The sequence below is a fragment of the Anoxybacteroides tepidamans genome (assembly GCF_014201465.1).
In the GTDB taxonomy this organism is placed as follows: domain Bacteria; phylum Bacillota; class Bacilli; order Bacillales; family Anoxybacillaceae; genus Anoxybacteroides; species Anoxybacteroides tepidamans.
The window spans coordinates 55,043-74,273 of the sequence record NZ_JACHEP010000011.1; the positions used below are offsets into that span (position 1 = coordinate 55,043).

The 19,231-nt window shown below is 42.6% G+C and carries 15 protein-coding genes; 10 read left to right on the forward strand and 5 right to left on the reverse strand.

What is annotated here, in order from left to right; genetic code table 11:
• Nucleotides 1-21 precede the first annotated feature (21 nt).
• Complete coding sequence (locus HNQ34_RS10575) at nucleotides 22-1,215, reverse strand: ornithine--oxo-acid transaminase (protein ID WP_183254308.1); 1,194 nt, start codon at nucleotides 1,213-1,215, stop codon at nucleotides 22-24.
• A gap of 380 nt (nucleotides 1,216-1,595) precedes the next feature.
• Here HNQ34_RS10575 and HNQ34_RS10580 point away from each other — a divergent pair, with 380 nt between their 5' ends.
• A complete protein-coding gene (locus HNQ34_RS10580; RefSeq protein ID WP_183254310.1) occupies nucleotides 1,596-1,952 on the forward strand; it encodes a YisL family protein in 357 nt (118 codons plus the stop codon).
• Nucleotides 1,953-1,980: 28 nt separating this feature from the next.
• On the opposite strand, the gene HNQ34_RS10585 is transcribed toward HNQ34_RS10580, so the two are convergent.
• Nucleotides 1,981-2,529 (reverse strand): DUF2777 domain-containing protein, encoded by a 549-nt coding sequence (locus HNQ34_RS10585; protein ID WP_183254311.1) that lies wholly within the window; start codon nucleotides 2,527-2,529, stop codon nucleotides 1,981-1,983.
• 244 nt (nucleotides 2,530-2,773) lie between these two features.
• Here HNQ34_RS10585 and asnB point away from each other — a divergent pair, with 244 nt between their 5' ends.
• On the forward strand, nucleotides 2,774-4,621 hold the full coding sequence (asnB, locus tag HNQ34_RS10590; protein ID WP_183254389.1) for an asparagine synthase (glutamine-hydrolyzing): 1,848 nt from the start codon (nucleotides 2,774-2,776) through the stop codon (nucleotides 4,619-4,621).
• Nucleotides 4,622-4,649: 28 nt separating this feature from the next.
• Here the strand turns inward: asnB and HNQ34_RS10595 are convergent, their stop codons facing one another.
• Nucleotides 4,650-6,002, reverse strand: a complete 1,353-nt coding sequence (locus tag HNQ34_RS10595; protein WP_183254313.1) for an MATE family efflux transporter — start codon at nucleotides 6,000-6,002, stop codon at nucleotides 4,650-4,652.
• 121 nt (nucleotides 6,003-6,123) lie between these two features.
• Here HNQ34_RS10595 and HNQ34_RS10600 point away from each other — a divergent pair, with 121 nt between their 5' ends.
• Nucleotides 6,124-6,987, forward strand: coding sequence for an AraC family transcriptional regulator (locus HNQ34_RS10600; protein ID WP_183254315.1), 864 nt, complete (start codon nucleotides 6,124-6,126; stop codon nucleotides 6,985-6,987).
• Nucleotides 6,988-7,008: 21 nt separating this feature from the next.
• Here HNQ34_RS10600 and HNQ34_RS10605 read toward each other — a convergent pair whose 3' ends face one another.
• Complete coding sequence (locus HNQ34_RS10605) at nucleotides 7,009-8,778, reverse strand: alpha-glycosidase (RefSeq protein WP_183254316.1); 1,770 nt, start codon at nucleotides 8,776-8,778, stop codon at nucleotides 7,009-7,011.
• A gap of 304 nt (nucleotides 8,779-9,082) precedes the next feature.
• Between HNQ34_RS10605 and HNQ34_RS10610 the strand changes: the two genes are divergently transcribed.
• The 6 genes from HNQ34_RS10610 to HNQ34_RS10635 all read left to right on the forward strand — a co-directional run bounded on the left by HNQ34_RS10610 (nucleotide 9,083) and on the right by HNQ34_RS10635 (nucleotide 17,674).
• Entirely contained in the window at nucleotides 9,083-10,378 is a 1,296-nt protein-coding gene (locus HNQ34_RS10610; protein ID WP_183254318.1) for an extracellular solute-binding protein, read from the forward strand.
• Nucleotides 10,379-10,497: 119 nt separating this feature from the next.
• Nucleotides 10,498-11,781, forward strand: a complete 1,284-nt coding sequence (locus tag HNQ34_RS10615; RefSeq protein WP_183254320.1) for a carbohydrate ABC transporter permease — start codon at nucleotides 10,498-10,500, stop codon at nucleotides 11,779-11,781.
• Between the two features lies 1 nt (nucleotide 11,782).
• A complete protein-coding gene (locus tag HNQ34_RS10620) occupies nucleotides 11,783-12,625 on the forward strand; it encodes a sugar ABC transporter permease (protein WP_183254321.1) in 843 nt (280 codons plus the stop codon).
• Nucleotides 12,626-12,720: 95 nt separating this feature from the next.
• A complete protein-coding gene (locus tag HNQ34_RS10625; RefSeq protein WP_183254323.1) occupies nucleotides 12,721-14,250 on the forward strand; it encodes an alpha-amylase family glycosyl hydrolase in 1,530 nt (509 codons plus the stop codon).
• Nucleotides 14,251-14,262: 12 nt separating this feature from the next.
• A complete protein-coding gene (locus tag HNQ34_RS10630; RefSeq protein WP_183254326.1) occupies nucleotides 14,263-16,626 on the forward strand; it encodes a glycoside hydrolase family 31 protein in 2,364 nt (787 codons plus the stop codon).
• Between the two features lie 22 nt (nucleotides 16,627-16,648).
• Nucleotides 16,649-17,674 carry a LacI family DNA-binding transcriptional regulator gene (locus tag HNQ34_RS10635; RefSeq protein WP_183254328.1) on the forward strand — a complete coding sequence of 342 codons (1,026 nt, stop codon included), beginning with the start codon at nucleotides 16,649-16,651 and terminating at the stop codon, nucleotides 17,672-17,674.
• A 396-nt stretch (nucleotides 17,675-18,070) separates the two neighbouring features.
• Here HNQ34_RS10635 and HNQ34_RS10640 read toward each other — a convergent pair whose 3' ends face one another.
• On the reverse strand, nucleotides 18,071-18,934 hold the full coding sequence (locus tag HNQ34_RS10640) for an SDR family oxidoreductase (RefSeq protein ID WP_183254330.1): 864 nt from the start codon (nucleotides 18,932-18,934) through the stop codon (nucleotides 18,071-18,073).
• A 122-nt stretch (nucleotides 18,935-19,056) separates the two neighbouring features.
• On the opposite strand from HNQ34_RS10640, the gene HNQ34_RS10645 reads away from it, so the two are divergent.
• Nucleotides 19,057-19,212, forward strand: a complete 156-nt coding sequence (locus HNQ34_RS10645) for a hypothetical protein (RefSeq protein WP_183254331.1) — start codon at nucleotides 19,057-19,059, stop codon at nucleotides 19,210-19,212.
• Nucleotides 19,213-19,231 lie beyond the last annotated feature (19 nt).

The following is a 19,231-nucleotide window of genomic DNA, read 5'->3' on the forward strand; positions in this document are numbered from 1 at the left end:
ATGTTGGGAGGCCCTTTTCTTTTATTCGTTAAATACTTTTTTCACTTTCTCAATTGCCCAGTCAAGTTGTTCTTTTGTAATGATGAGCGGAGGAGCAAAGCGGATGACAGTGTCGTGTGTTTCTTTGCATAACAAGCCTTCCTGTTGCAGTTTTTCGCAATAAGGGCGGGCTGGTCCTTGCAATTCGACACCGATGAATAACCCGCGGCCGCGTACTTCTTTAATATTTGGATGTTGAATTTCACGTAGTTTTTCTTGGAAATAATCACCTAATTCTAATGCACGTTCGGCTAGTTTTTCTTCGATAAGTACGTCAATGGCAGCAATCGAAACGGCACAAGCAAGTGGATTTCCGCCGAACGTAGAGCCATGTGAACCTGGATTAAAGACGCCAAGAATGTCACGGTTTGCTGCGACGCAAGAGATCGGAAATACGCCACCACCTAACGCTTTACCGAGAATGTACATGTCCGGAACGACTTCTTCCCAATCGCACGCAAACATTTTTCCCGAACGGCCTAAACCGGATTGAATTTCATCAGCAATGTATAGAACATTGTTTTCTTTGCACACTTCGTACGCAGCTTTTAAAAACCCCTTTGGAGGAATGTTAATGCCTGCTTCTCCTTGAATCGGTTCGAAAATAAAGGCCGCTGTATTTGCTGTAATCGCTTTTTTTAATGCTTCGACATCGCCAAACGGAATGACTTTAATGCCTGGAAGCATCGGACCGAAGCCGCGTTTATATTCAGGATTGGAAGACATTGATACCGCTGTCATCGTCCGGCCGTGGAAGTTGTCTTCACATACGATAATTTCCGCTTGATCAGCAGGTACTCCTTTTACATCATAGGCCCAGCGTCGTGCAGCTTTTACTGCTGTTTCGACTGCTTCAGCGCCAGTGTTCATCGGCAAAATCATCTCTTTGCCTGTTAATTTTGCCACTTTTTCATACCAAGACCCCAATTGATCGTTGTGGAACGCCCGGGATGTTAATGTGATGCGATCCGCTTGTTTTTTTAACGCTTGAATAATTTTCGGATGACGATGGCCTTGATTGACAGCAGAATAAGCGCTTAACATATCCATATAACGATTCCCTTCAGGATCTTCTACCCATACACCTTCACCTTTTGCAAGAACAACTGGAAGTGGGTGATAATTGTTAGCTCCGTACTGTTCAGTTAAATGAATAATTTCCGTCGTCTTACTCATGCACGTTCCTCCTACTTACAATATTTTATACATTACTTCATAACATTATATCAAAAAGATTGTTAGGTTGTTAGAGAGGTATAGAAGGTTTAACTTATGGCTAACGAAAAAGCAGACTTCCTATTTTTCGACTTTTTTCGACTGTCGGAGGCAAGTCTGTGACTTGCCTTCGCGTGACAGAGGACCGAACAACCGACCGCTTCAAAGACAAATGCATTTGTCTGGAAGCGGTGCTGTTCGGTCACCCGACAGTCGAAAAATACCGATTACTTCAATCAAAAGATGAAAACGTTAAAGTTCCAAATTGCATCTATATATTTCGTTTTTTTAATAAAACGTGTTATGATGGGAGTAAACGTATTGGAAAGGAGAATAAAACAATGACGCATGCGCATATTACAACGTGGGTCATCGCTTTCATTTTATTTTTTGTGGCGCTTTCTTTGCAAAACGCGGGCTCGCCAAAAGTGAAAATGGTGCATATGGTGTTGCGCCTTTTCTATCTTTTGATCATCGCTACCGGAGCTGTTTTATTATATATGCTCGCGTCCATTCCGCCGCTATACATCGTAAAAGCCGTCATGGGGCTATGGGTGATTGGAGCGATGGAGATGGTGCTGATTCGCGCGAAAAAAGGGAAAAATACGCAAATGGCTTGGATTCAACTAGCGATTGTGTTTATTATCGTTTTATATTTAGGATTAAAGTTGCCGCTAGGATTTCATATTTTTTCGTAAAACGACAATCTCATACGAGGTTGTCGTTTTACCCGATTTGTGTGCAAATAAACCGATTTCCTGTATTAAAAGTCATTTCAAAGCGGTCTTTATGCGTTGCCCCCCGTTCATAATAATGTTGGACGTTACCGATCAATTCCGTATTATCATAAATGATAAAGTTCATTCCTAAATGTTTGGAAAACAAAAGACCATTGTAACAATAAAGGCAGTCATATAATGAAAAATGAAGATCATTGAGCCATTCAACAAAATGGAAAAATGTTTTCTCGGGGAGAGCTTCTAACCACTGACAGTACGCATACGGCAACGGTTTGCGAAAACGGACGATTTCACCGCCATGCAGCGAAAGGGTTGTCGCACCTAAATGGATCATTCCGTTTTCTTGCCATTTGCCGCGAATCCATTCGCCGAAGCGGAAAATTTCGATTTCTCCCTCTGTCATTTCTTCAATGAGCGCCGCTTCTTCGTTTTCCTCGTCAAAAAAAATCCATTCGTCATTCACACATTCGATTTCCCCCTGTATATGAGCACGTTTTTGTTCAGGGATATACGCAAGACGCTGTTCAAAATTCATATTTCTCATCTCCTTTCTCTTTTCTCGTTTTCGCCGATTTTTCCTCTCTTTATTCACCCATATCGGACAATTCATCGAAATACCTGCACTTGCATACAATGAGAGAGGCTGAGGCAACTTGCCTAACCGCAATAGGCAAATGTTCTTTTCGCAGGAAAAGGAAAGGCGCCTGATGTTGCGTTGCTGCATATTATATGGGAAAGTGACATGTTTTTACGTTGATGAACAGAAAGGATTGATTCATATGTGTGGGATCACCGGTTGGGTGGATTTCCGACGAGAGATGCGAACAGAACGAAAAACGATCGAAAAAATGACCGAAACGTTAGCGAAGCGCGGTCCGGATGATACAAACCATTGGTTGGCTGAACATGTGGCGTTTGGACATAAACGGCTTGTCGTTGTCGATCCGGCAGGCGGCATCCAGCCGATGACAAGACAGAAAAACGGTCACACTTACACGATTTGTTACAATGGAGAGTTATACAATACCGAGGATCTCCGCGAAGAATTAGTGAAAAGAGGCTATACGTTTCAAGGGCATTCCGATACGGAAGTGTTATTAACGTCTTATATCGAATGGCAGGAACAATGCGTGGAATATTTAAATGGAATTTTTGCGTTTGCGATTTGGGACGAAAAGCGTGAACAATTGTTTTTAGCGCGGGACCGTTTAGGGGTTAAGCCGCTTTTTTATCGTCATGTTGGAAGCAGCCTATTGTTCGGCTCTGAAATAAAAGCGATTTTAGCCCACCCGGATGTCAAAACAGAATTGGACCGGGAAGGATTAGCGGAAGTATTCGGATTAGGGCCTTCGCGGACTCCTGGACACGGCGTGTTTTGCCATATCAACGAATTGCGCCCAGCTCATGTGCTCATATACTCACGAGAGCGATTTAAAATATGGCGTTATTGGAACGTCAAAAGCGATGTTCACCGCGATTCGCTTGAAGAAACAGTCGCAAACGTCCGTTTTCTTCTTACAGATGCCGTCACAAGGCAGCTCGTTTCTGATGTGCCTGTTTGCACCTTTTTGTCTGGCGGCGTGGACTCAAGTGCGATTACCGCAATCGCAGCGACCATCTTTGAAAAAGAAGGAAAAGGTCCGCTTCATACGTATTCGATTGACTATGAAGGGAATGACCAATATTTCAAGGCGAACGATTTCCAACCAAATGCGGACGGCCCGTGGATTGAAAAAATGGCGAAAACGTTCGGAACAGTTCATCATCGTTGTGTGATCTCCCAGCACGACTTAGCCGCTTATTTAGCGGAAGCGGTTATCGTTCGCGATTTACCAGGGATGGCGGATATTGATTCGTCGCTGCTTTGGTTTTGCCGGGAAATTAAAAAGCATTTCGTTGTCAGTTTATCTGGAGAATGTGCGGATGAAATTTTTGGCGGGTATCCGTGGTTTCATCGCCCGGATGATTTGATGCGGAACGGTTTTCCGTGGATGAGGTCAACGGAGGCGCGCATCGGGTTGCTAAAGGAAAAATGGCAGCGGCGATTACGGTTAGATGAGTATGTACAAACACGCTTTGAAGAAACGTTAGCAGAAGTTCCAAGATTAGAAGGAGAAAGTGCTGCCGAAGCAAAGCGGAGAGAACTGTTTTATTTAAATATGATTTGGTTTATGACAACGCTTTTGGATCGGAAAGATCGAATGAGCATGGGAGCAAGCTTGGAAGTACGCGTACCGTTTGCGGACCATCGCCTAGTTGAATACGTGTGGAACATTCCGTGGGAGATGAAAATGTACGGAAAGCGCGAGAAAGGAATATTGCGCCGAGCGCTTGAAGGTATTTTGCCGGAAGATGTGCTATATCGGAAAAAAAGCCCATATCCGAAAACGCACCACCCTTTGTATACCGAACTCGTGAAAAAAAGATTAGCAGAAATATTGAGCGACCGCTCATCAGTGTTGTATGAATTTTTTGAAACGGAAAAGTTAAAAAAAATGATCGAAACGGGAGGAACATCATTTCAAGCACCATGGTTTGGCCAGTTAATGACAGGCCCGCAGCTGTTGGCGTATTTATGCCAAGTTCACGAATGGTTTGAACATTACGGAATTCACATTAAAGAATAAAGGAGAAGCAAATGCAGCTTCTCCTTTTTTATGCAGTTCCAATGTTTTGGTGCACGAACGATTTGTTTTGCCATACTCTAGAGCGCCAGCGCCATAGCATCAGCAACCCGCGCAGCCATTCATCGGCGATGAAGGAAATCCATATTCCTACGAGCCCTAAACCGAAATAAATGCCGAGAACATATGAAATAGTTACACTCACCCCCCACATCGATAAAATCCCCATATAGACAGGAAATTTGACATCTCCTGCGGCTCGGAGCGAGTTAATAATAACAAGGTTGAATGAGCGTCCTGGCTCTAAAATGACCGTTAACAATAAAAGCGTTTTGCTCGTTTCAATAATTTGTTTGTTCGTTGTAAAAATTGAAAGAAGAGAATCAGAGAATGCGAAGCAAATCGATGCCATCGCAATGGAAATGATGATGGCGCTGCGCAAACTTTTTAAACATCGTTCGTACGCGTCTTCATATTGCTCAGCGCCAACAAAATGACCGACGAGAATTTGTGTTCCTTGGCTGATCGCAATTCCGAACAACCAGACGAACATCATAATATTTTGTGTATATACTCTCGTTGTTAATGCTTCCGTGCCGATCCATGTAATAAAGTACGTAATAAGCATCTGGGCCGTATTATATGCTAAATGTTCTCCGGCAGAAGGGATGCCGATTTTCAACAAGTTGCGAACGTGATGCAGCGGCAACGAAACAAGCCGCGATGGGGAAAACGACAGATTCGTCCGTTTTACTAAAAGAACGAAAATGACAATAAGTCCGATCACCCGGCTGACTGTTGTCGAAATCGCCACTCCTTGGACGCCTAAAACCGGGATTCCGAACGGACCGAAAATAAAAAGATAGTTTCCAATGACGTTAAGAATGTTCATGCCAATTGTAATGTACATCGTATCGCGAGTATACCCGTAGCTTTTTAAAATGGCCCCAATCGTCATAATGAGCGCTTGCACAAATAAAAAGCCGCCGACGATTCCTAAATAAGAGTATGCTTCATGCAATAATTCAGCAGGCAATTTCATGACATATAATAGTTGTTTTCCAAACAGCAAAAGTATTAGGCTTAATAAAAGGCTGAATAAAAAATTGGCACTAATCGATACAAGAGATACTTCGGCCGTGCTCTTTTCGTCTTTTGCCCCTACATATTGAGCCACTAAAATGGATGTTCCCATTGCGATGAATTCGAACATAACGATGACGAGGAAAACGATTTGATTCGCTACGCCGACAGCGGCAACCGAATCATCAGAATATTGGCTAAGCATCAGTGTATCGGCATTTCCCATGAGCATATACAAAAGTGTTTCGATAAAGATCGGCCATGTTAACACAAATAAAGATAGCTTTCTTTCTTTTTTCAACAAGACAACCCCCTTACACATTCCGACGTAAAAACTATATTCAGTGTATCGGTTTTATGGCATAATAAAAAGAGAACAACACGATTCAATTTGTACATTTCCGACATAAAGAGGGAGAGAGATGGCACATATTGTGTTTCATTTGCCGCCGTTTCCAACGTTTATTAAAGGGGGAGAGGCGGTATTTGCGAAAGGAAAAAAGCATTTTCGGCGAACGTTTTCTGTTTTTGATTTGTTGTATGTGAAACGAGGATGTTTGTACATGGCGGAAGAAGGCAGTTTTTTTCAAATAGGCGCAGGGGAATATGTCATTCTTATTCCACAGCGCGAACATTATGGTTATCGTGAGTGTACGGAAGACACGTTATTTATTTGGCTCCATTTTACGATCGAACAACACTATAAAATGGTCGAAAAAGAGGAGCTGAGCTGGCATGATATTATCGAACGGGAAGCGACGTATGTAGAAGCCGTGCAATATGCGTTTCATGTGCCGCAATACGGAAAAATAAAACAAAAAGAGCGGGTCGAACAACTATTGCAACAAATCGTTGATTTAAATGAAGATGGCGCTCCGGATAGTCCATTGAAACAGCAAATATATTTCTCCGATTTTCTTTTGCAGCTACAAAAGCAGGCGTTGCATATTCCGACAGCCTCGGAAAAAGTGTGCGCGGAAGCGATTCAATACATTCATGAGCATTATAGGGAGCCGGTTGATATGAAATTGCTCGCTCAATCGTTGCGCTTTCATCCAGACTATATTACGCGCTGTATGCAAAAAACGATGGGAATGAGCGCGATTGAATATTTGCATCATTACCGGCTGGCGAAAGCAAAAAAATGGCTGGCGGAAACGAACGAAACGGTCGATGCGATTGCCAAAAGGGTAGGTATAGAAGATGGCGCTTATTTGTCGCGGCTTTTTAAAAAAATCGAAGGGGTCACACCGACTGAATATCGCCGCACCGTTCACCGCACATAAAAAGCGAGGGGATTCCCTCGCTTATTTCCATTCCTCGATTTTTAAAATGAGAAAACCGTATGGCGGAAGCGTTGCTTTCAACTGATCTGCTTCAGCGGCAAATTGTTCGTTTGTCCATAGGTTCGTAAGTTTTTTTCCTTTTAGCGAAAACGGAAGTGCAACATCGATTTCCCGCTCGCTGTTGTTGATGATGAATACAATTGTTTCGTTTTCATATGTTTTCGTATAAACGAGATGATTGGTCTCGTCGTTCGTTTCGATGAAGCGAAGCTCGCCGCGAGTGAAAGATTGGTATGCTTTTCGCAGCGAAATAAGCTTTTGGACGTGAGTGAATAAATCGCGGTCTTGTTTTTCTTCCTCCCACACCATACATTTGCGGCAAAGCGGGTCTTGCCCGCCGGTCAGTCCGATTTCATCGCCGTAATAAATGCACGGCGTACCTGTGAACGAAAGTTGGAACGTGAACATGAGCTTCACTTTTTCTCTGTTTTCTCCGCATTCCGTTAAAATGCGCGGCGTGTCGTGACTGCCAAGTAAATTAAAAGCCGCTTCATTCACGTTGTTCGGATATGAATGAAGTACGTTCGTGATCGTGTGGGCAAATTCGCTTGCTGTGATTTCATTTTTGGCGAAATAACGCAATACGCCGTTCGTAAACGGGTAGTTCATCACCGCATCGAATTGATCGCCTCTTAACCATGGCATTGAATCGTGCCAAATTTCGCCGAGAATATAGACATCCGGTTTGACTGTTTTTACCGCTTGGCGAAACTCGCGCCAAAATTGATGATCGACTTCATTTGCGACATCTAAACGCCAGCCGTCAATATCAAATTCGCGAATCCAATACGTCGCGACATCTAATAAATATTGTTTGACTTCTCGATTTTCCGTATTTAATTTCGGCATGGTTGGCACGAAGGCAAATGTATCGTAGTTCGGCAGCGGTTCAGTTTGTAATGGAAACTCGCGAATATGGAACCAATCTTTATATTTCGACTTTTCTCCATGCTTGAGCACATGTTGAAACGGAGCAAAATAATAGCCGCTATGATTAAATACCGCATCGAGCATGACGCGAATGCCTTTTTGATGGCAAAGGTCAACGAGCCGTTTAAACGTTTGTTTGTCCCCAAATTGCGGGTCGATTTCAAAATAGTCGATCGTATCGTATTTATGGTTGGACGGCGCTTTAAAAATAGGAGTAAAGTAAATGCCGTTAATTCCTAACTCCACTAAATAATCAAGACGATGAATAATCCCTTCAAAATCTCCGCCAAAAAAGCTTGTCGGTGTCGGGTCTGCGCTGCCCCACGGAAGTGTTCCGGGCGGGTTTAGCGACTCGTTTCCGTTCGCAAACCGTTCCGGGAAGATTTGATACCAAACCGTATCTTTTACCCATTCCGGCGCCTGAAAGACATCGATTTTATTTAAAAACGGGAAGCAAAAATAATAGGCGATGTCGTCAGAAGGTGGTATGTTGAAAAACCCTTTTTCCGTATAGATGAGCTTTTCTTCCCCGCTGCACAATTCAAAGCCGTAGCGGAGACGGCGATATGGCGGTGTAATCGCAATGAACCAATAGTCGAATAGCGAGTCAGAACCGCTTTTCATCATCTCTTTTTTAGCAAATTGCCATTTTCCATCTTCCCACACGTATGGATCACCATATAGAAGGAACACGGATTGCATATCATCTTTTTTTGTTCGAAGGCGAATGTGCAGTGTTTTGTCATCATAAGCGTAAGCAAAATGATCTTTTGGACGATGGTAAATTGCTTCTTTTAGCATGTTATCAACTCCCGATATCATATATTTTAGTGCAATCGATTGCGCTTAAAATCTTTTTTTATTGTTCTGTTATATATGCGACCAAAAAATACCTTTCAAGCTTTTTATGTTCAGAGTAAAGGATGAAAAAGAAAAAGTCAACGGACATTCAAAAAATATTAAAAAACAGTTGTCAAAACGATAAATGGTTGTATAATTAGTAATAAGAGTTGTGCAATCGTTTTCGCAACCATATATTTTTGTGGAATTGTGAAAGCGTTTGTATTTTTGTATTTATTTTTTAAATCATTAGGAGGGGTCGAAAATGAAGAAGATGGTATCTATTTTTTCATCGTTTGCTTTAACAGCAGGGGTGTTGGCAGGATGTGGTCCGGATAAAGAGGCAACGAAGCCAAAAAACAACGAAGGTGAAAGCAAGACAGCCACAACAGAAGATGGCATGCCTCCGAAACCAGATAAGCTTGTTGTTTGGGAAGACGTGAAGCGCGGAGTGGCATTAGAGCCAGCTATTAAAGCGTTTGAACAAAAGTACGGCATTAAAGTCGAGTACAAAGAAGTAGAAATGGCAACAAAACAGCGCGATCAGCTTCGTTTAGACGGTCCAGCAGGAACAGGACCTGATGTCATTACTGTTCCGCACGATCAAATCGGTCAACTTGTGACAGAAGGATTAATTCGCGAAATCAACGTAGATCAATCGGTATTGGATACGTTTACAGAGTCATCGCTGAAAGCGGAAACTTATAACGGAAAGCTTTACGGTTTGCCAAAAGCGGTTGAAACACCTGTATTTATTTACAATAAAAAATTGATGGACAAAGCTCCAGAAACGATGGATGAACTATATCAATTTGCAAAAGGATTTACAAAAGGAGATAAATACGGTTTCTTAGCGCTTTGGGATAACTTCTACTTTGCACACGGTGTTATTGCAGGTATGGGTGGTTATGTATTTAAAGACAATAACGGTACGTTAGATCGCAACGACATCGGTTTAAATAATGAAGGAGCAGTAAAAGGTACAGAGTATATTCAAAAATGGTACAAAGAGTTGTTCCCGAAAGGAATTATCGGTGAAAACGGCGGTTCGACGATGGACGGCTTGTTTAACGAAGGAAAAGTTGCGTCTGTCATGAACGGTCCGTGGGCTTTCCAAGGCATGCGTGATGCCGGCATTGATATCGGCGTAGCGCCGATGCCGACATTGCCAAATGGCGAACATGTCAAAACGTTTATGGGTGTAAAAGGATGGCACGTATCTGCCTTCTCGAAAAATCCGGAATGGGCAACAAAATTAATTGAATTCCTTACAAACGAAGAAAATGCGAAAAAACGCTTTGAGTTGACAAAAGAAATTCCGCCGGTGAAATCGTTAATTAACGATCCGTTAATTGCGAACGATGAAGGAGCAAAAGCAGTAGCAATTCAATCGCAATATGCCGTTCCAATGCCAAACATTCCGGAAATGGCGGAAGTGTGGAGTCCAATGGCAACAGCGCTTCAACTAGTCGCCAATCAAAAAGCTGAACCGAAAAAAGCGTTGGATGACGCGGTGAAAACGATTAAAACAAACATTGAAACGAACCACCCAAGCAAGTAAAAGGTGAGCGGTACCTCTTTTTAGAGGTACTGCTTCAACTTTCTGTCGCTTGTTTATTTATTCACAATAAAACGGTTTGCCTTTCGCTCCTCGCGATGTTTTAGAAAGGAGACAATAACATGGAAACACTAATGTATCAATCCAAACACCGAAAGATCGCCCTCGGCTTATCCGTTGTTCCAGGACTGGGGCAATTATATAATCGTCAATATGTGAAAGGAATTCTTTTTCTTATTTTAGCGGCTTCCTATTATATTGTGTTTGGGAATTTGCTTGATATCGGTTTGTGGGGACTTGTGACACTTGGGACAGTGATCGGTCGCGACCATTCTATTTTTTTACTTGTAGAAGGAATTTTAGCGGCCATTGTTCTTGTATTTGGGCTTGGTTTTTACGCATTTAATTTGTATGATGCGTACAAAAATGGGCAAAAGCGTGATTTAGGGCTGAAAATCAATTCATTGCGCGAGCAATATCATACACTTGTCAATAGCGGTTTTCCATATTTAATGATTTCACCAGGTTTTATTCTTTTAGTGTTTGTCGTGATTTTCCCGATTATTTTCGTTGTACTTCTTGCGTTTACGAACTACGATTTATATCATTCGCCTCCAGCCAAATTAGTCGATTGGGTCGGTTTTCAAAACTTTATTGACTTAGTGAAGCTTGACCTTTGGCGTAAAACGTTCATTAACGTATTAGCATGGACGATCGTTTGGACGTTTGGAGCGACGACGCTGCAAATCGCTCTCGGCATTTTCTTGGCGATTATTGTCAATCAAAAGGATTTAAAAGGAAAGGCGATCATCCGGACCATTTTCATTTTGCCATGGGCTGTACCAGCGTTCGTGACAATTCTTGTTTTCTCTGGAATGTTTAACGAATCGTTTGGAGTCATTAATAAAACGATTTTGGCTGCGTTCGGTATCGATGCGATTGACTGGATGACTGATCCGTTTTGGACGAAAGTGGCGCTCATTTTCATTCAAACGTGGCTTGGGTTTCCGTTCATTTTTGCGATGACAACCGGAGTGTTGCAAGCGATTCCGAATGAATTGTACGAAGCAGCAATTGTCGACGGAGCAACAGCGTGGCAAAAATTCACTAAAATTACCCTTCCGCTCGTTTTGTATGCAGTCGCACCAATTTTAATTACACAATATACGTTTAACTTCAACAACTTTAACATTATTTACTTATTCAATGGCGGCGGTCCTGCGGTGTCTGGGCAAAACGCAGGGGCAACCGACATTTTAATTTCGTGGATTTACCGCTTAACGATGACATCTGCCCAATATTCAAAAGCGGCGGCCATTACGTTGCTCTTATCTCTCGTTGTTGTATCAGTAGCATTATGGCAATTTAGAAGAACAAAATCATTTAAAGAAGAGGATATGATGTAATATGAGCATGAAAAGACAAAAAATTATCCGCTTAACATTGTCGTATTTAGTTATTTTGGCGATGACGGTCATCATTGTGTATCCGCTTCTTTGGGTGATCGGTTCATCATTTAACCCAGGGCAAAGTTTATCTGGATCAAAAATGATTCCTGATAATGCAACGCTTGCTCACTATAAAGAACTGTTTGACACGTCGAAAAGTGATTATTTACTTTGGTATTGGAATTCTCTAAAAATTTCAACACTAACGATGATTTTCTCTGTTATTTTAGTCAGTTTGACAGCTTATTCATTTTCTCGCTATCGTTTTGTCGGACGGCAAAATGGCTTAATGACGTTTTTGATTTTACAAATGATTCCAAATTTTGCGGCGTTAATTGCGATTTATGTTCTTGGATTGTTGACCGGATTAATTGATACGCATTTAGGGCTTATTCTTGTGTACGTTGGCGGCGCTATTCCGATGAATACGTGGCTGATGAAAGGATATTTGGATACAATTCCGAAAGAATTGGATGAGTCTGCGAGAATTGATGGTGCGGGGCATTTGCGTATCTTCTTTCAAATCATTATGCCGCTGGCGAAACCAATTATTGCAGTTATTGCGCTCTTTACATTCATTGCTCCATTTGGTGATTTCATTTTGGCGAGTGTGTTGCTTCGTAGTAAAGAAAAATATACGCTTGCGGTCGGTTTATACGATTTAGTAGCAAAACAATTTGGAAGCGAGTTTACAACGTTTGCTGCTGGTTCTGTATTGATCGCCGTGCCAATCGCTATTCTCTTCCTTTCATTCCAAAAGTATTTCGTATCTGGATTAACAGCCGGTGGAACAAAAGGATAAGAAAAGAAGGAAAGAATCGTTTAGGTTCTTTCCTTTCGCACTGTTTCAAGCTATATTAAAACAGTAGATGTGGAATGAATAGGGAGTGGGAAGAAATGAAACAAGCATTTTTTTCTTTTGTCGCTGTCCTGTTGCTTTCGTTTGCGATCCCGGCGCAAGCAGCAACGAACAACGAGCGAATGTGGCAAGATGAAGCGATTTATTTTATTATGGTCGATCGATTTAACAATATGGACCCAACGAATGACCAAGACGTGAACGTAAATGATCCGAAAGCGTATCACGGCGGCGATTTAAAAGGAGTGACTGCTAAGCTCGACTATATTAAAGAAATGGGCTTTACAGCAATTTGGCTGACGCCGATTTTTCAAAATGAACCGGGCGGCTATCACGGCTATTGGATCTCTGATTTTTATAAAGTCGATCCGCACTTCGGTACGTTGGACGATTTAAAAACGTTAGTGAAAGAAGCGCATAAGCGCGATATAAAAGTCATTTTAGATTTTGTTGTGAATCATACCGGGCCTCATCATCCTTGGTTGAACGATCCGACGAAAAAAGATTGGTTTCATGAAAAAAAAGAGATTTTCAACTGGACCAATCAACAAGAGGTTGAAAACGGCTGGCTGTTCGGTCTGCCGGACTTAGCGCAAGAAAATCCGGAAGTGAAACGCTATTTAATCGATGTCGCCAAATGGTGGATTAAAGAGACGGACATCGACGGCTATCGCCTTGACACAGTCAAGCATGTGCCAAAATCGTTTTGGCAAGAATTTTCGAAAGAAGTCAAATCGGTCAAAAAAGACTTTTTCCTGCTCGGTGAGGTGTGGCATGACGATCCGCGCTACATTGCCGATTACGGAAAATACGGAATCGACGGATTTGTTGATTTTCCATTTTATAAAGAAGCGTCGCAAATTTTCAGCAAGGCTGATCAGTCGCTCGATCCGCTTTATAGCGTGTGGCAAAGAAACGAATCATTTTACGAGCGTCCGTATTTGCTCGGGACGTTTTTAGACAATCATGATACGGTTCGTTTTACGAGATTAGCTTTAGAAAATAAACAAAATCCGATTACGAGAATCAAGCTCGGATTAACGTATTTGTTTTCGGCACCGGGCATACCGATCATGTATTACGGAACAGAAATTGCGCTAGACGGTGGAAAAGATCCAGATAATCGCCGGCTAATGAATTTCCGTACGGATCAAGAAATTGTGGATTATATTAAGAAGTTAGGGGAATTGCGAAAACAGCTTCCGTCATTGCGGCGTGGCGATTTTACGTTGCTTTATGAGAAAAACGGAATGGCCGTCTTTAAGAGGACGTATAAAGGAGAAACCGCGGTCATCGCTATTAACAATACAGGAAAAACGCAAAAAGCCCATTTGACAAACGACCAACTTGAACCTGGAAAAGAGCTCCGTGGGCTGCTTGCCGGTGATTTAGTTCGGAGTGATCAAAATGGATATGATGTAATTTTGAATCGAGAAACTGCCGAAATTTATGTGCTTGCGAAAAAGACAGGGTTGAATATTCCGTTTATTGCCATGTTAATAGCGATTTACGTGTTATTTGGCTGGTTTTTATATTATGCAAAAAAACGGTCGAAACAGACGACGTAGGAGGCGGGGCAGATGCTTGAAGATACAAGTTTTGCGATTTTGCCAGAACAAAATGATGAAACGAATGAAGGACGCTTGATCGATATTGGAAATATGCTTGCTTTTTCGCGGGAAAAACATGTTTTTTCTTTTTCATGCGATACAGGTGTTGTCAAAATTCGTTTTTATCGTGAGGATATCGTGCGCATCGTTTTTCATCCTTTCCAAGAAACGAGTTTAAAAACGAGCGTTGCGGTTATCAAACAGCCGGAAAAAGTGGAAGTTGCAGCGCGCGAAACAGATGAAGCCGTTACGCTCACATCAGCGAAATTGACCGTCGTGCTGCAAAAGCGTCCGTTCCGTGTCTTTGTTTATGATGATGCAGGGCGCCTCCTTGTCGCAGAAGGCAAAAAAGGAATGGCGTTTACGCACCAAGGACATGTCTATTGTTATAAACGGATGGATGAAGCCGATCATTTTTATGGCTTTGGTGAAAAAACGGGATTTCTTGATAAGCGTGGCGAAAAGATGACGATGTGGAATACGGATGTGTATGCGCCGCACAATCCAGAAACGGATCCGCTTTACCAGTCGCATCCGTATTTTATGACAGTAAGAAACGGACAGGCGCACGGCTTGTTTTTCGATAACACGCATAAAACAACGTTTGATTTTCAAACGGCTGATGATGAGTATTGTTTTTCTGCAGAAGGCGGAGCCATTGACTATTACATTTTGGCTGGTCCAGCTCCGAAAGACGTGCTCGAGCAATATACGGATTTGACGGGGCGGATGCCGATTCCGCCAAAATGGGCGCTTGGATATCATCAATCGCGCTATAGCTATGAAACGGAACAAGAAGTAAAAGAATTGGTGCGAACGTTTATCGAAAAAGATATTCCGTTAGATGCTGTTTATTTAGATATTCATTATATGGACGGCTATCGCGTGTTTACATTTGACAGAAACCGTTTTCCGAATCCGAAACAGCTCATTCAAGATTTGAAAAAAGAAGGGATTCGCGTTGTGACGATTGTCGATCCTGGCGTGAAAGTGGATCCGGAATATCGCATTTACCAAGAAGGTGTACGTCGAGATTGTTTTTGTAAATATATTGAAGGGGACATTTTCTTTGGCGAAGTATGGCCGGGAAAAAGCGCGTTTCCGGATTTTATGAATAAAAAAGTGCGAAGATGGTGGGGAGAAAATCATCAATTTTATGCTGATTTAGGGATAGAAGGCATTTGGAACGATATGAATGAGCCATCGGTGTTTAATGAAACGAAAACAATGGATGTAACGGTCATGCACGATTATGATGGGGAGTGGAAAACACATCGCGAACTTCATAACGTGTACGGCTTAATGATGGGAGAAGCGACGTATAAAGGGATGAGAAAGCTATTGAATGGGAAGCGGCCGTTTTTGTTGACTCGTGCTGGTTTTTCCGGCATTCAGCGCTATGCAGCCGTGTGGACGGGAGACAACCGCAGCTTTTGGGAGCATTTGCAAATGTCGCTGCCGATGTGCATGAATTTAGGATTATCGGGTGTGGCGTTTTGCGGGCCGGATGTCGGCGGTTTTGCCCATCATACAAATGGAGAACTTTTGACGCGCTGGACGCAAGTGGGAGCGTTTATGCCATATTTCCGCAATCATTGCGCCATCGGGTTCCGCCGTCAAGAACCGTGGGCATTCGGTGAAACGTATGAGCGCATTATTAAAAAATATATACAAATGCGCTATGAATGGCTGCCGCATTTATATACGCTGTTTGCGGAGGCGCATGAAACAGGGGTTCCTATCATGAGACCGCTAGTGTTTGAGTATCCGGATGATGAAAATACGTATAATCTGTATGATGAGTTTCTTGTCGGTGCCAATGTGCTGATCGCGCCGATCATGACGCCAAGCACGACTCACCGCGTTGTGTATTTGCCGAAAGGAAAGTGGGTCGATTATTGGACAAACGATGTGTTCGAAGGCGGAAACTATCATCTCATTCATGCTGATCTAGATACATTGCCAATTTTTGTAAAACAAGGTTCAGCGATTGCGTTCGGGGATGTGAAACGTTCCACCGACATGCGAGATGAGCGTCGCGTCATTCATGTGTATAAGGCTGATGAAGGTAAAGCGGCGTATACGTTATATGATGATGACGGACAGACGTTTGCTTACGAAAAAGGACATTATTTTCGGATGTATATCGACATGGAATATGGCGAACATTTCATTTATATCGCTATGAAAACGGAAGGAACATACGAGCCAAGCTGGAAGTTGTCGTTTGCCGTCCATGGAGCAACAGAACAGACGAAAGTTATGGTCAATGGAAAAGAACAATATGGAACATGGGACAACGAACGGTGTATATTATGGATTAAAAGCGAATAAATCATGAAAGGGGGGGTGTGGAATGAATGTTACGATTAAAGATGTCGCAAAACGAGCAAATGTGGCTCCCTCCACGGTTTCACGAGTGATCGCAGACAGTCCGCGAATTAGTGAAAAAACGAAACGAAAAGTGCGGGAGGCGATGAAAGAGCTTGGTTACCATCCAAATTTTATCGCCCGCAGCCTAGCAAGCCAAACTTCACAAGTGATCGGGATCGTCATGCCAAGTTCAGCGGATCAAGCGTTGCAGCATCCATTTTTTCCTGAAGTCATTCGCGGCATCAGCAAAGCAGCGCATGAAAAAAAATATGCGCTGCAAATGTCGACGGGGGAAAAAGAAGATGAGATTTATGAAGAGGTTATTGAAATGCTGCAAGGTCGGCGTGTCGATGGCGTGATTTTGCTCTATTCGCGCGTTAACGATAAGCTCATGAAATATTTGCAGCAAAACAATTTTCCATTTGTTGTAATAGGGAAACCGCATCAAAGAGCCGAGCAAATTACGCACGTTGACAACGACAACTACGGGATTGGAAAAGAAGCGACGCAATATTTAATTGGGCTTGGCCATGAACGGATTGCGTTTGTTGGAGGCAACGAAACGTATTTAGTGACCGCTGACCGATTACTAGGGTATAAAGAAGCATTGCAAGAAGCAGGGCTTGTTTATCGAAAAGATTATATTATTTACGAAGAATTTTTGCAAAAAGCGAATCAAGAAGGAATGCGAAAATTGCTTTCGCTCGGCGAACCGCCGACGGCTTTAGTCGTTGTTGACGATTTAATGGCACTTGACGTATTAAAATTGCTCGATGAAATGAATTTGCGCGTTCCGGATGATATTTCGCTCGTCAGCTTTAACAACACGCTGCTTGCGGAAATGTCGCGCCCGCCATTAACATCAGTCGACATTCACATTTTCCAGCTTGGGTATGAAGCAGCGAAAAATTTAATCGAAAAAATTGCAAAACCGAACGAACCGGTCAAACGGATCATCATCCCGCACAAGCTGGTTAAGCGGTTTTCGTGCGACTACGTTCGAAAATAAAAGCAAAAAGACCACGTGTTTGTGGTCTTTTATTGTTTTAGGTGTGTTGATTAATTATTAGTTGATCGATTGCTTTTCTGCCCTTTTTCGACCGCTGTCCGCTTTGTGGCCCCCATTCATTTGTCCGCTGGAATTCCTGTTTAGGGACTTAGTTTATTCTTCGTTTTCACCACGCTACTACAATAGTATAATAATGGATAATCCACGCTTATGATAAAAAAACTTGCAACAATCGTTGCAAGTTCACAGGGAAGAGAGGGAGACCTTTTGTTTGCGTTCAAAAGGTCGAATATGAAACAATGCACATTTTCATCATAATCGGTTTGTTGACAAAAAATCAAGAAAAATGTTAGAAAACTTAACATTAAATGTGCGAATTTGTTAAAAAATCTTCCTCTATCCATTCACAACTTTGCCGCCGTTGACATGAATCATTTGCCCTGTGATGTAAGAAGCGTCATCGCTCGCTAAAAAGACATAGCTTGGTGCGACTTCTTCCGGTTGTCCGGGGCGTTTCATCGGCGTATTGAAACCGAACGTTGCTACTTGTTCGCGCGAAAACGTCGATGGAATAAGCGGCGTCCAAATCGGGCCAGGCGCGACGCCGTTGACGCGAATGCCCTGCTGAACGAGCGACTTGGCCAATGACCGTGTAAACGTCACAATCGCTCCTTTTGTTGCCGAATAGTCAAGCAGCTGTTCATGTCCTTCATAAGCGGTGATCGAAGCGGTGTTAATAATTGAGCTTCCTTCTTTTAAATAAGGGAGCGCGGCTTTTGTTAAATAGAAGTAGCCAAAAACGTTCGTGCGGAACGTTTTTTCTAATTGTTGCGATGTGATGTTAAGTAAGCTGTTTTGCGGATGTTGCTCCGCAGCATTGTTGACCACGATATCAAGCTTGCCAAACGTCTGAACCGTTTGTTTGATCGCTTCTTTACAAAAATGCTCGTCACCGACATCTCCAGCGATGAGCAGGCATTGCCGCCCCTCTTGTTCAACTTGCCGTTTCGTTTCTTCTGCATCTTCGTGTTCATTCAAATAAATAATTGCGACGTCCGCCCCCTCTTTAGCAAAGTAAATGGCGACCGCTCGGCCGATGCCGCTGTCACCACCGCTAATGAGCGCGACTTTATCTTTTAGTTTCCCACTGCCGCGATAACTCGGGTCCTCAGAAATCGGCTGCGGGTTCATTTCCGTCTGCAAGCCCGGCTGGCGGTTTTGATGCTGCGGCGGCAGCGTTGCTTGTTGTTTTGTGACCATCGTCATTCCTCCTCGAATCGTTATTTCATCGTTAGTATGGAACAATGTAAAAAAAATATTTGAAGTGCTTCAAAATTGGATATGTTATAATGTGAGGTAATATAAGGTAAAAAAAGGATGTGATGGTAAAGTTGAAAAGAAAGCATCCGTTGTTATTGTTATTTGGCAGTATGCCGCCAAAAAGCATTAAAAGCGCAAGAAAATGGGATCAGATTCGAAAGCAAGCGAGAGAGGGACATATTCATCAAAAATATGGGACATCGATCAAAGGCACGTAAAAAGCTGGCCGCATTAGGC